Raw genomic sequence first — 13,217 nt, 5'->3', positions numbered from 1 at the left:
CGGATAATTTAAAGGTTGCAGGATGGTCCTTTTTCTTGAAAAATTTGTCTGATGTTGCTCTATTTTCGTTCTAGTAGTTTCCGATTTGATCCAGTGCTTCACTTATGGTGCGCTCATTGCGGTAGGCGGTGGGTGTTATTTTGACTTGTTTGCGGAAAAAGCGGCTGAAATGCGAGGAATTTTCAAATCCAGACTCCAATGCCACCTCCAAAATCGACATTTCAGGATGCATTTCGAGCAAGTATTTGGCTCTTTTGATGCGGCAGCTCATCAGGTATTCCATGATGGTGAAGCCTGTCACGCACTTGAAGATTCTGGACATGTAATATTTACTGATATTCAGGCTTTTGGCGATATCATCCAGTTTAATGTTTTTTTCACGGTTGTCTTCCACCCAGCGGATGATGCGGTCGACGTGCATGCGTTTTTCCGACTTGACGGAGGGAATTTTGACGATCCTCAGCTTGCTTAATTCATAGATTTTAAACAGCAGCTGAACGAGAAGTGTCGTCACTTCCCCTTCCTTCAGCCGGTTTTCAAACTTGTCCTCCTGCTTGTACCCTGTTGAAAAACCAACCTGTGCTATTTTCTTGATCAGCTCTTCAATTTCAGCGAGCATAGCCTGATCCACCCCGCGGAACAGGCAATTGTTCAGCATATAAAAAGGGTTGAGAAGCTCCGGCACCTTTAAATTGGCAAGCACCGGTTTCAGCCATTCTCCGGAAAACTGAATGACACTCCGGATATAAGGCTGATCTTCTTCAGGATAAGGCCGGTGCAGCGTCAAACCGTCCATAATGATAATGTCGTTTTCCTGCAGATGATGGATTTCATCGCCGATCATGTACTTGCACCGGCCGCTGTGAAAGAAATATACTTCGTACGTATCATGGGAATGAAAATCATAGTCCTCTTTCTTGATCTCTTTGGACATCCGATATTCAGAAACAAAAAATTCTTCCTCCAATTTTTTCTCCCCCTTTACGATTTAAAACGAAAGGCAAACCTGACTACACTTTCCCCGAGTAAAGAACCGATGATAGAAACTGCCTTGCCGCAGCAGCTTCCGCTTCAAAGTCCTGCCACTGGCATTCGATGGAGATGCGGCCGTTGTATCCCGCCCCGCTCAGGCAGGAGACAAACCGGTCATAAGGATACGTTCCCGTGCCGGGCGCCCTCCTTCCTGAATCGGCCACATGGATATGTCGGATATAGTCTTTTTCAGATACCAGGTGCTCAAGCGGCTCATTTTCTTCATCCATATGATAAAAATCAGCCAACACCTTGATGGAAGGACGATTTACCCTTTTGGCTATCTCCACGGCTTCGGGAACCGAGTTAATGATATTGCTTTCCTTTTGGTTCAGCGGCTCAATGACAATCGTAATGCCGAGAGAATCACTGTAATTGGCCACCAGACCAAGAAACTGAACAATCTGCTCCTGACCCTTTTCCCTTGAAAACCCCTCCGGCAGGGACCGTGCGCCTCCGCTTCCAAAAACGATGGTATCGGCACCGATTTGCTTCACACGAAGAAGCGCTTTTTCGACATATCGTTCAACCGATGAAATGTTCACGTGTTCACCGGTAACTTTAAGTGATCCCGGCAAAAAGATGTTGCAGGCCTCCACCGGAAGCCCGCAATCCTGGTAGCGTTCCAGGATTGCGGGAAATTCGTCATCATTTTCCGGAACGAGGGATACCACCGTACATTCCAGAAAATCAAAACCGGCATTTTTGGCGATGGCGGAGTTATCAATGGTCGTACAACAGCCAAGCTTCATTCCTTCTCCTCCTTTATACAGCCAGTGTTTCATTCAGCAGTTTTTTCAAGGACTGAACATGATGCTTCAGGGAGTCGTGCGTCGACAGCGCCTGGCTGAAGTCTTCAATGCCAATATATCCATCATAGCCAACCGCTTTTAAGTCCTGAATCACCTGCTTCCAGTCCACGATTCCTTTTTCCAGCAAGGCCCATTCCGCTTTCCACTGAACACTTCCGTCAGCCGCCTGTCCGCTTTGCTTCCAGACGGCGTTTTTCGCATGAACGTGTGCGAGGTAAGGGCCGAGAAGCTCTATGCCCATCCGGTAATTTTCAAATCCCTCATGCACCATGTTGCCCGGATCATACAGGACGCCGATATGGTCAGGGTTAAAGGATGAGACCAACCGATGGGCAAGCCCGGCGCTCGGGGCAATCGTCTGGTGATGCGTCTCCACAAGTCCCTTTACGCCGTATTGCCTGCACATCTCCTCAGCCTCTTTTAAGTAGCTCACTGCTTCCTTAAACAAATCATTGTAATTTCTGCTCCGGTCATACCGGGGAACACCAAGTCGTACTGTTGATGCACCGAGTGACTGGGCGACCCGCAGCACATTTTCCGTTGCCGCCAGATCACCACAGGACAGGTAAGGCGTTACACTTGTGACTTCAATGCCTTTTTCCTTTGTTACAGACGATAAATGCGCAAGCTCTTCATCCGTGATATCCGGGGCAATGGTGCACAGGTTATTGCCCCAAAAGCTCGGCTCTTCCTTTTTGAGTTCCTGTGGCGTTTCTTTAAACCGCCATTCCACTCCCTCGTATCCGTATTCCTTCAGATAGCCCAATAACTGCTCAGGTGTTGCGTCCGGTGCCATTACGGTAAACACAGAAAACTTCATGATATCAGCCCGCCTGTCTTTTAATTTTTTCTATTCCACCCTGATTGCGTTCTCCTGGGCAACCAGGCACAACTCTGCCGCTTTAAAGGCATGCTCCTGGGTCATCGCTTTTTCCGTCCGGTTCAGGCAGTCGAGGATCAGCTCGCCGAAAAACGGATAACCGACTTTGCCAGTGAGGTGAAAGTGCTGTTCGCCTTCGCCATTTACCAGATACAGATGATCCCCGCTGTCTTCACTGGCCACATTGATATATTTGCGAATTTCAATATAGCCTTCCGTTCCGAGAATGAACGTTCTTCCGTCTCCCCATGTGCCCAATCCGTCCGGTGTCAGCCAGTCGACCCGGAAGTATTGGGTCGCCCCATTTTCACTGAGAAGTGTGGCGTCCCCGTAATCCTCAAGCTCTGGATAATCCTTGCTTGCATAGTTTCCGACCTTGCTCGAGAGCACCCTGGCATCCTTTGACTTTGTATAAAAAAGGAACTGCTCGATCTGATGGCTGCCGATATCACAAAGGATTCCGCCATACGTTTCCTTTTTGAAAAACCAGTCGGGCCTTGATGGCGCTGACAGGCGGTGAGGACCAAAGCCTGTCACCTGTATCACCCTGCCGATGGCTCCCTCATCAATGAGCTGTCCGGCAAATACAGCCGATTCCACATGCAGCCGCTCGCTGTAATACACCATGTACTTCTGTCTCGTTTCAGCAGCCTTTTTCTTCGCCTGTTCCAGCTGCTCCAATGTGGTAAACGGTGTTTTATCCGTAAAATAGTCCTTTCCATGGCCCATCACTCGAAGACCCAGTTCACAGCGCTTGGAAGGGATGGCAGCACCGGCCACCATTTTTACGTCCGGATCATTCAGAACTTCTTCCTCGGAGGAAGCGATCCTGACCTCCGGAAAAGCTTTCTTGAATTGGTCAACTTTTGACTGGTCGGGATCATACACCCATTTAAGGGTGGCACCCGCTTCTGCCAGTCCATTGCACATGCCGTAAATGTGTCCATGATCAAGGGCAACAGCGGCAATGGCAAAGTCACCTTCTGCCACCACACGGTTTGGTTTTCCTTTTGGGGCATAGTTCATGCCGTCTTGTTTGCTCATGTGTCCGCTCCTTTATCAGTACGTTCCGCCAACATCCAGCACAACGCTGTTTTTATCTTTTTTCACGTTGGATTGTGCCGCTTTTTCTTGCAGATGCTTCAGATAGAGCTCCTCGTCCACCGGAAACTCCACCCAGTCATCCAGCCACGTGGAAAGATGCATGGCATTGGACAGCTCAAGCCCCTTGATGCCCTCGATCCCCGGTGCAATGAGCGGCGTTCCCTTCAGGATGGCATCCACAAAATTCTGGGTGATGCCGCGGTGCGCCGTTTCCTTGCCTTCGATCGGCACCTCGACCTTCCAGCATTCCGGTGCTCCAAAGCCGCCTTTGTATTCACGGTTAAACTCTGGCTCCGATACTCGCAGCCTCCAGAAATCCAGCTTCCCGTCCTCAACGACCACCTTTCCCCGGCTGCCGGCAATCTCCAGCCGGTTCGTTCCCGGTGCTTCCCCGGTTGTCGTAATAAAAACCGCCGTCGCGCCATTGTCATACTCCGCAAAGGCAGTGACATCGTCCTCCACCTCAATCTCCCTGTGCTTGCCAAAATAGCAAAACGCGCGCATGCGCTTGGGCATCATGCCTGTCATCCATTGCCACAGATCGAGCTGGTGCGGACACTGGTTGATCAGTACACCGCCGCCTTCACCTTCCCATGTGGCTCTCCAGCCGCCTGAATCGTAATAGCTTTGCGACCGGTACCAGTTGGTGATCAGCCAGTTCACCCGGCGGATTTCCCCAAGCTCACCGGTATGAATGAGGTTGCGGAGCTTCTGGTACAGCGGGTTGGTGCGCTGGTTGTACATCATGGAAAATATTTTTCCGCTTCTCTCAGCGGCTTCGTTCATTTCGCGAACCTGCTTGGTGTACACGCCTGCCGGCTTTTCGCAGAGCACATGCAGGCCATGGCCAAATGCTTTGATGGCGAGCGGCGAATGATAATAGTGCGGTGCTGCGATGAGCACAGCATCGATAAGACCCGACTCGAAGAATGAGTCTTCGTCGGTGAATACCTGGACGCTGCTGTCGATTTCTTTTTTTAGTGCCTCTGCTCGTTCTACGCTTGAGTCGAGGACGGCGGTAAGGACAGCTCCGTTGATTTCTCCGTTCAGGAGATAGCGCGCGTGTGCTCCTCCCATGTTTCCTGCTCCGATGACTCCAAGTCTTACGTGTTCCATGTGAATGCCTCCTTGTGGTTTTTTGTTTTGGCTTCGTAGCCTCTATGAGAGTAGTTGATTTGCGTTCCAGGGGCTCGCTTTCCTAGGGGCGGGCGGTGAGCCTGACCGGCGCAAGCGCCTCACAGTCTCACCTGTCCCGCTAATCCCTAAGGAGTCTCGCCCTTTCACTCCAATCAACCTAGCAATGAAGCTCCCTGTCTAAGCAAGACTTTGTTAAAATCAATCCTTTGTCAGCCTGATAGAAGTGAGTTAGTGTCCTGCGGTGCTCCTAGTTCGATGGCTTTTCCTGTTTTGGAAGATTGGTAGATCGCCAGGATGACTTGGATGGCGGCTCGGCCGTCTTGTAGTGAGACGTAGGGTTCGGTATTTGTCTGGATGGCCCGGATGAAGTCGGCGATGATGGTCTTGTGGCCTTCGCCGTAAACTGAGTCGGGCAGGTTTTTTTGGCTGGAGACCATCTTGTATTCCTCCTCAGCAAATGAGGTGGAGAACCGCCACTTTTCAATTTGGTTTGCGGCGTTACCGCCAATGCATACGGTGCCGGTTTCTCCGAAAAGATTCAGGCTGGCTCCGAGGTCTGCGGGGTAAATAGCTCCTGTTCCTTCTACCATGCCTATGGATCCGTCCTGGAACTCCAGAAGTGCCGTGCCCACATCCTCCATTTCAATATCCACTGTCCGGGTTGCCGTTTTGCCCATTACGCTTTTGACCGGTCCCATCAGCCAAATCAGCAGGTCGATCGTATGGATGCACTGATTCATCAACACGCCGTCCTTCATGGCTGTCGTTCCGCGCCAGGAGTCCTGGTCATAATACTCCTGGCCCCGGCGCCAGCGGATATTCGCTGTTCCGTATGCCATTTTTCCGAACTTGCCTTGCTCCAGTGCTTTTTTTGTCGTCTGGACCGCTTCATTGAACCGGTTTTGGTGGACGACGGTTGCTTTAACCTGGTATTTTTCAGCTGTCTCCATGATCCGGTCTGCATCATGAACGGATAATGCCATCGGTTTTTCGATCATGACGTGCTTGCCCTTTTCCATCGCCTGGATCGCCATTTCCGCGTGGAGGGCGTTTGGTGTGCATATATTAACCACATCAATCGCGGGATCATTGATCATGGCGGAGAAATCAGTAATGGCAGATTCCGCTCCATATTTTTGTGCAAAGGGATAAAGGCGTTCTTCGTTCGTATCACAAACCGCAAGAAGCCGGGCTCCTTGCGCCTGTTGGATCGCCTCCGCATGAACGGCTGCCACCCTTCCGCACCCTGCAATCGCAAAATTGATCATAGCTTCCTCCCGGTGTCAGAATTTCATGGTCGGACCAGAGGAGACCTGCTGTTCCAACTTTTTCATAAAATGAGCATATTGCTTAAACGCTATTTCCGGCTCTTCAATCTCAGGGCACCAGACCTTCTCCCATTCCAGCGTAAAGTACCCTTGATAGCCTTCATCCTTCAGCAGGCGGTACATCCGGTAAAGCGGAAGATCTCCATCTCCAAGCAGACACAGCTGATAGCCTCTCTTGTGATCTTCTTTAACATAGGAATCCTTCCAGTGGGTGTATCGGATGTGCTTCCCGAGCACATTCCATGTCTGCTCCGGTTCCTCTCCAAGCGTCCGGTACGGATGGTGAACGTCCCACAAAACCTCCAGTTGAGAAGAATCCACCCTGCTGAGCAGCTCCTGGGCAACCTGGCAGCTGGTCCAGTCATCGTGTGTTTCCAATAGCAGAGTGACAGGCCGCCCTTCAATCACTTTTAAATACTCCGCAGTATTCTCAGCGGCAATGTCCACCGCTTCCCCTCTGCCATGGTCCCCAATCGAACCGCCGAACACCCGGATAAAGGGGGTTTCGAAGTACTCACATAAATCGGCATACTGCTTCAGCTCTTCGAGGTATTTCTTCTGTTCTTCCTTTGATTCGGTAAATAAGCGGACCGAGCTGGAAAAGCAGGGAATCTCAAGTTCCGCTTCCATGAACCTTTCCTTTGTTTCTTCCAGCGTTGTCGAAAACTCAGGCAACCGGTAAATTTCCATTTCTCCCTGATACCCGCGAAAGTCAATTCCTTCATAACCGTACTGACGAGCATGTGAAATCATCGTCCCCAGGCTCCAGCCCGGACATCCAAGCGTGGTAAACGCCAATTTCATGAAATCCCTCCCTGTATGCACTACTCCTTCCCTTTATGGTAAAAGGCCGGCAATCTGCCTGCTTTGTTCACGTTGCCTCATTTTTCGGGATTGATGACAGATATTGCTATAATTTGTTGAAGAGTTATACATGCTGAGCAAAAGCTTTTTTAATCAAGGCGAGATTATCATCGCCAGGCATCTCCCACAATTCTTTGTTCATGATCTCCACCTCAATCGGCCCGTGATAGCCGTTCTGCTCCACCGCATTCCGGATGCGCGGGATATCAATGACTCCTTCTCCCATCAAGGAACGCCCCATGAACAGGTCGATAATCGGCACCTTCCAGTCGGAAACATGAAACCCAAGAATATTGCCGTTGGCACGGTTGATTTCTTCATAAAGATAGGGGTCCCACCATACATGAAACACATCCACAATCACGCCAACCTGATCTGACCCGATTCTGCTTTTCAGGTCGTTCGCTTCAGCCAGGGTGGTAATCACCGACCGGTCGGCCGCAAACATCGGATGGAGAGGTTCAATGCCAAGCTTTACTCCATGCTGCTGTGCAAACGGCAGGATGGCCTCGATTCCCTCCTGTACCCACTTGCGGCTTTCGGCAAGATCTTTATGAGGTGAGGGCCCGCAGACCAGCACAAGCACCTCTGTCCCAAGCTCTGCTGCCTCTTCTATTGCCCGCTTGTTATCTTCAATCCGTTCGCTGCGTTCTGAAGCGGACAGGGCAGGAAACATTCCGCCCCGGCATACACTGGACACCTTCAGGCCGGATTCCCGGATCAGCCGGCTGCTCTCCTTCAGCCCGATATCAGCGATTTTGTGCCGCCATATCGAAATCGTTTCAATATCTTGCCGGAGGCATCCTTCAATCGCCTCGGCCAGCGACCAGTTTTCAGTGGTGATCTGGTTCAGGCTCAGTCTTTTTACATCCACAGAACCGCTCATTTGACCGCCTCCATCTGATGAATGCCTGCAAGCTGCAGTACAGGCTTCATCCGCTCAATGGAAAGCTCCGGATCAGACAGCACATTCGCCTGGTCAGCGAGCTGAAACAATTGCGATAGGTGCAGGATGGAACGCGCGCTCTCCGCACCCTCTACCATCCGGAAGTGAGGCTGATGTCCATTGAGATACGCCAGAAACACGATGCCCGTTTTGTAGCAGTAGGTCGGCGTCTGGAAAATATGACGGGAAAGGGGTACGGTGGCATCCATCTTCTTGCGGTAGTCCGCCAGGTTTCCGCTGTCCAGATCGCCAAGAGCGGAAGAGGCGACAGACGCGATCCCGTCAAAAATGCCCAGCAGTGCATGGCTGTAGCCCGCTTCGTCTCCTTCAATCAGTGACGGATAATTGAAATCGTCACCTGTGTACATTTTCACGCCAGCCGGCAGCAGCCGGCGCATTTTGATTTCCTTTTGGTCATCCAGCAATGAAATCTTGATCCCGTCGATTTTGTTTTCATATTTTCGTATGATGGCCAGACAATTTTCCATCGCTTCATCCAGGTCGTCTGATCCCCAGTAGCCGGCAAGCATCGGATCAAACATGTCACCAAGCCAGTGGAGGATGACCGGCTGTTCGGTCTGGTTCAAAATTCTACCGTACACATCGTCATAGTCTTCCGGTGAGCGGGCAGAGGCAGCAAGCGCGCGGCTTGCCATGAGGATCACCTTACTCCCGGCCTGCTCAATATGTGTTGCCTGTTCCTCATAGGCTTCACAAATGGCTTGTAGTGAATAATGTTCATTATCTCGAAGATGATCGGTCCCGGCGCCGCAGGCAATCCCTCCGCCAACCGCTTTGGCCTCTTTTACAGAGCGGGAAATGAGTTCCTTTGCGTCCTCCCATCGCAATCCCATGCCGCGCTGCGCGGTGTCCATTGCTTCTGCCACCGACAAGCCGAGCGACCATAAATGGCGGCGGTAATTTAATGTACTCTCCCAGTCGATGACATCCCCTTTGCCCTGTGAGAACGGATTGGCCACCACATGTGCGGCGGCATATGCCGTTCTTGAATGAAACGCGTTGGCCCCAGGCTTTGGCAGTGGTTCCTTGTTTTCAAGCTGATAGGGAAACACTGTACCATCAGGTGCGGGAAGATAAATAGTGCTCATCCTTCACCCTCCCTGCTGTGGTCAATTCCGGCACATCAAGCCAGCGGCGTTCTTTGGCCGACTGCAGCCCGAGATCGGCCAGTTGTGTTCCTTTTGCTCCCTCAAGCAAATCCCATGGAAAGGGATCATCCTGGAAGACATGCTTGAAAAACATCTCCCACTGCACCTTGAAAGCGTTGTCAAAAATCTGGTTATCTGGAACCTCGCTCCACTGGCTTTGAAAATCGATCGTATTCTCCAAATCCGGATTCCATACCGGTTTTGGCGTGTTGATCCGGTGCTGTGTTTTGCACTGACGAAGACCGGCCACAGCACTTCCTTCCGTTCCGTCCACTTGAATGGTGAGAAGGTCATCCCGCTTGACCCGTACCGCCCAGGAAGAATTGACGCTCGCAATCACACCATTTTCCAGTTCAAAGGTGGCGTATGCCGCATCATCAGCTGTGGCCTGGTATGTATTCCCCTCTTCATCCACCCGGGTGCTGATGTGGGTCGAAGCCACCGCTGACACAGCCTTTACCCCGCCAAACAGGTCATCGAGCACATAGCGCCAGTGCGGAAACATATCCACAATAATCCCTCCGCCAAGCTCCTTCTTATAGTTCCACGACGGCCGCTGGCATTCTTGCCAGTCCCCCTCAAACACCCAATAGCCAAATTCCATGCGCACCGAAAGGATTTCTCCAAAAAAGCCAACATCCAGCAGGCGTTTGAGCTTCATGATGCCTGGAAGGAATAATTTGTCCTGCACGACACCGTTTTTGACACCAGCCTCCTCTGCCTGTTTCGCCAGCTGCAGAGAACCTTCCATCGAGGTGGCTGTCGGCTTTTCACAATAGATGTGCTTTCCGGCAGCAATCGCCTGTTTAATCGACTCCTGCCGTCGGTCGGTCGTTTGGGAATCAAAATAAATCACATTGTACTCGTCTTGAAGCGCTTCTGACAGATTGGTTGTCCACCTGCTGAGCGAATGAGCTTCGGCTAATGCTTCCAGCTTTTTTTCATTCCGTCCGACCAATATTGGATCCGGCATGACCACATCACCGTTGTTAAGCTGTATACCGCCTTGTTCCCGAATAGCCAGAATGGAACGGATCAAGTGCTGCCGTGTTCCCATTCTTCCTGTTACTCCGTTTAAAATTACACCTGCATTATGGGTCGTCATGGCTCTTTCCTCCTCACTGATTTAACGTCAGTTTAAAGGCGGAGGCTTTTCCTGTCTTACTAGATAGCGAAGATGATTCTCAATTTCGGAACTCATTTTGATTTGTAGGTTGTTCGGTAAACATTTGGAGAGACACCAACCATTTTTTTAAACAGCCGGTAAAACGTAGATAACGATTCAAAGCCCATCTCAAAACAGATCGATACAATATCCTTTTCTGTTTCAAGCAGCTCTTTTTTAACCCGCCCAATGCGGACTTCGGTTAAATATTGAAGAGGAGTCATGCTGTAGTGTTCCTTGAAGATTTGTTGAAGATAACGTTTGCTGATGCCGAGCCGGTTCGCCAAATCCTCCGCGCTCCGGATGTCAAAGTACCGGGTTTCGATGTACCGTTTCAACTGCTCCACTCTCAGCGAATTAAGGTCGGCCGCTTCCTGGGTGTAGGAGCGCGAAATGATGATAAGCATCTCGCTCAACGAGTTTTTGAGTGTCATTTGCCAAAAAAGCTCACGGTGGGATTGTTCATACAGCTTTTTCCGCAGAAGCTGCCGGACATCACTGCTGTCGAACGTATTCAGCTGAAGAACACACGCGTTTCGAAAAACATGAGGGATGACCTCCTGCTGAATGTCCTCCCCAAGACTGCCTGCATCAAAATCGAGAACAAGCACACTCGTTTTTGAATGGGAATGGATGGAATGCTCCACCCCGGGCGGAATGATCATAAAACAGTCCTTTTTGAGCTCATGCTCCACCCCACCAAGCATGCAGATCCCTTCTCCATCCAGAATGTAGAGAATCTGATGGTTTTGGTGGTGATGAAGCTGGACAACGTCTTTTTCATTGTGCTTGCTTTCATAAAGGGAAATGAGAGGAGAGCGGTTTTGCGTCTGCAGGTCCAATAAACATCCTCCTTTTTCGCCTGGTGATCGGCTTGCTTACACGTTAGCAGTTTTCCTTAAGGAGTAAAAGAGTTTTCATTTATTGTTTCTTAGAAAAAGAAAAAGGAACTGTCCAGAAAAATAAAAATTGACTTCTGGCAGTTCCTTTATCATTTGGCAGTATTGGTCATAATCTTCATTGATTAGTTACCTGGAGTGATGGGTGCGAGACTCCAGTGGGACGCGCGTGACAGGTGAGACTATGCAGGTGCGAAGCTAATGCTTTCAAAAGCTACAAAGGCACATCCCCAACTGACAATATATTCAAGAGAGCTCTAACGTTGGTTCGTCTTTTCTTCTCAGACCAAAAACGATAAAAATCATTAAAATGGCCAAGAGGACAATCGTAGCGGCCAGGCTGGATTCAAAGCCATAGCCCGAACCGTTAATGAGCGTATTCTTTGTATTCTCCAGTGACAGCAGGGACGGCATTTGCTTCCCGCCGTTCACAAACCCTAAGATGGTCGTTTGAATGACATTAATGAACAGGTGCAGAAAGATGGGAAACCATAAGCTGTTCGAAGAATAACGCGAGATTCCAAACAACAACGCAATCATAAAGATGTTAATCATTTCAAGCGCAATGAACACAGGCGGTCTTGAGAAAGCATCCGGATTAATCAAATGAATGGCGGCAAAGAGGATGGAACTCATGATCACAGCAAATTTTGGCGAATAGGCTTTCTCATAAAGTCCGTACAGATACCCGCGAAAGAATAGTTCCTCCCCGACAGCAACGAGCGAGAATAAGGCAATTTGTGAGAGCAGAATTTGACCACTTACATTGTTCTTTTGAATTTCGATGTTTCCGGCGATCACCATAAGCAGTACACTGATTCCTACGAACAAGGCCGCCACCAGGCTTCCCATTAACAGGTTACGGGACCATAAAGGATCTTTTAGCCTGAAATCCCATGAGCTGTTTTTTTCAAACAGCCTGTACATCAGCAGTGCACTTAATGTTAAAGCAAGGGGAGTGGCATAAATTTCTCCGTTGATTTGTTCTGCATTTTGCAACAGGATAGTAAACAGCATGATGAATGCAAAAAGGAAAGCTATACTCGCCAAAGTTTTAATCACTATCCGTATATAAGTTTTGGTCATTTCATTCGTTCCTCCATAGGTTTTATTAACTTTATAATAATCAATAAAAGTCATATAAAATCAGTGGGCGCGGTCATGAAAATAGTAACTTTGTCAGCGTGGAGTAACGGATGTGACAACATACATATCTTCAATGGTTAATTCTGCATTTTCGGTCCCTTGTATGGAAACTTTTAAAGGAAATCTCCCTGGCATCCGGTTATCAGGGAACCACTTTCTTTCATGATCTACCAAAATCATTAACCCATGGGTATTCCCAATGGGAAGGAAGCCCTCTCCGGCCCCTTTCCATGTATCCACGTTAAACGGTTCACATATTTTTCGCGACTCGATAAACGGTTGTTTAACGGGCATACCGACCTCGCAAATACGCAGAATGTCACATTGATCAAATTCAGAATCAGATGGGTTATCAAGAGAATGGTGAGCAATAAACTCCACCAAATTCCCGTTTGAATCATAAAAGTAACAAGCTGTCGCATTCCAGTCCGTAAAAGAGAATTCATCCTGGTTTTCCCGAGAAAACAACTGAACCCCTTTTTCTCTCAGCCAAGCTTTCGCTTCACGGAATGTATCGGATGGAATCATAAAGGCAAAGTGATAATACGGTTCTTCCCCTGTTTCTGTTTCCACTCTTTCAAAAGCAAGATGGGATTCTCCAGCTTTTAAGATCACGCTCTCTTTTGTTTCCGATATCAAAGGAAACCTCAATAAATCGCAGTAAAAATGTTTAACCTTTTCCAGTGATTTCGTTTGTAATGATACTTTAAGGATTTTCACTTTCTTTTCTCTCCA

The 13,217-nt window shown here is 49.3% G+C and carries 13 protein-coding genes; all 13 read right to left on the bottom strand.

Annotated features, from left to right (window positions below; genetic code table 11):
* Nucleotides 1-70: 70 nt before the first annotated feature.
* The 13 genes from QYB97_RS06260 to QYB97_RS06200 all read right to left on the bottom strand — a co-directional run bounded on the left by QYB97_RS06260 (nt 71) and on the right by QYB97_RS06200 (nt 13,202).
* Nucleotides 71-967 carry an AraC family transcriptional regulator gene (locus QYB97_RS06260; RefSeq protein ID WP_301165121.1) on the bottom strand — a complete coding sequence of 299 codons (897 nt, stop codon included), beginning with the start codon at nt 965-967 and terminating at the stop codon, nt 71-73.
* A 43-nt stretch (nt 968-1,010) separates the two neighbouring features.
* Entirely contained in the window at nt 1,011-1,784 is a 774-nt protein-coding gene (locus QYB97_RS06255) for a sugar phosphate isomerase/epimerase family protein (RefSeq protein ID WP_301165120.1), read from the bottom strand.
* 13 nt (nt 1,785-1,797) lie between these two features.
* Nucleotides 1,798-2,664, bottom strand: coding sequence for a sugar phosphate isomerase/epimerase family protein (locus QYB97_RS06250; protein ID WP_301165119.1), 867 nt, complete (start codon nt 2,662-2,664; stop codon nt 1,798-1,800).
* A gap of 30 nt (nt 2,665-2,694) precedes the next feature.
* On the bottom strand, nt 2,695-3,768 hold the full coding sequence (locus QYB97_RS06245; protein WP_301165118.1) for a Gfo/Idh/MocA family protein: 1,074 nt from the start codon (nt 3,766-3,768) through the stop codon (nt 2,695-2,697).
* A 15-nt stretch (nt 3,769-3,783) separates the two neighbouring features.
* On the bottom strand, nt 3,784-4,944 hold the full coding sequence (locus QYB97_RS06240) for a Gfo/Idh/MocA family protein (protein WP_301165117.1): 1,161 nt from the start codon (nt 4,942-4,944) through the stop codon (nt 3,784-3,786).
* A 230-nt stretch (nt 4,945-5,174) separates the two neighbouring features.
* On the bottom strand, nt 5,175-6,233 hold the full coding sequence (locus QYB97_RS06235) for a Gfo/Idh/MocA family protein (protein WP_301165116.1): 1,059 nt from the start codon (nt 6,231-6,233) through the stop codon (nt 5,175-5,177).
* A gap of 15 nt (nt 6,234-6,248) precedes the next feature.
* Nucleotides 6,249-7,097 carry a sugar phosphate isomerase/epimerase family protein gene (locus tag QYB97_RS06230; protein ID WP_301165115.1) on the bottom strand — a complete coding sequence of 283 codons (849 nt, stop codon included), beginning with the start codon at nt 7,095-7,097 and terminating at the stop codon, nt 6,249-6,251.
* A gap of 124 nt (nt 7,098-7,221) precedes the next feature.
* Nucleotides 7,222-8,043: a sugar phosphate isomerase/epimerase family protein gene (locus tag QYB97_RS06225; protein ID WP_301165114.1), complete on the bottom strand. Its 822-nt coding sequence runs from the start codon at nt 8,041-8,043 to the stop codon at nt 7,222-7,224.
* Nucleotides 8,040-9,212, bottom strand: a complete 1,173-nt coding sequence (locus QYB97_RS06220; RefSeq protein ID WP_301165113.1) for a dihydrodipicolinate synthase family protein — start codon at nt 9,210-9,212, stop codon at nt 8,040-8,042. The genes QYB97_RS06225 and QYB97_RS06220 overlap by 4 nt, the downstream gene beginning before the upstream one ends.
* Nucleotides 9,184-10,377: a Gfo/Idh/MocA family protein gene (locus QYB97_RS06215; RefSeq protein WP_301165112.1), complete on the bottom strand. Its 1,194-nt coding sequence runs from the start codon at nt 10,375-10,377 to the stop codon at nt 9,184-9,186. Before QYB97_RS06215 ends, QYB97_RS06220 begins: the two co-directional genes overlap by 29 nt.
* 92 nt (nt 10,378-10,469) lie before the next feature.
* A complete protein-coding gene (locus tag QYB97_RS06210; protein WP_301165111.1) occupies nt 10,470-11,279 on the bottom strand; it encodes an AraC family transcriptional regulator in 810 nt (269 codons plus the stop codon).
* Nucleotides 11,280-11,582: 303 nt separating this feature from the next.
* Complete coding sequence (locus tag QYB97_RS06205; RefSeq protein WP_301165110.1) at nt 11,583-12,422, bottom strand: CPBP family intramembrane glutamic endopeptidase; 840 nt, start codon at nt 12,420-12,422, stop codon at nt 11,583-11,585.
* Between the two features lie 93 nt (nt 12,423-12,515).
* Entirely contained in the window at nt 12,516-13,202 is a 687-nt protein-coding gene (locus QYB97_RS06200; RefSeq protein WP_301165109.1) for a VOC family protein, read from the bottom strand.
* Nucleotides 13,203-13,217 lie beyond the last annotated feature (15 nt).

The organism is Fictibacillus fluitans (genome assembly GCF_030418125.1).
Lineage (GTDB): Bacteria > Bacillota > Bacilli > Bacillales > Fictibacillaceae > Fictibacillus_C > Fictibacillus_C fluitans.
The sequence above is the reverse complement of the archived record's forward strand: the minus strand, read 5'-3'. Positions and strand labels throughout refer to the sequence as shown.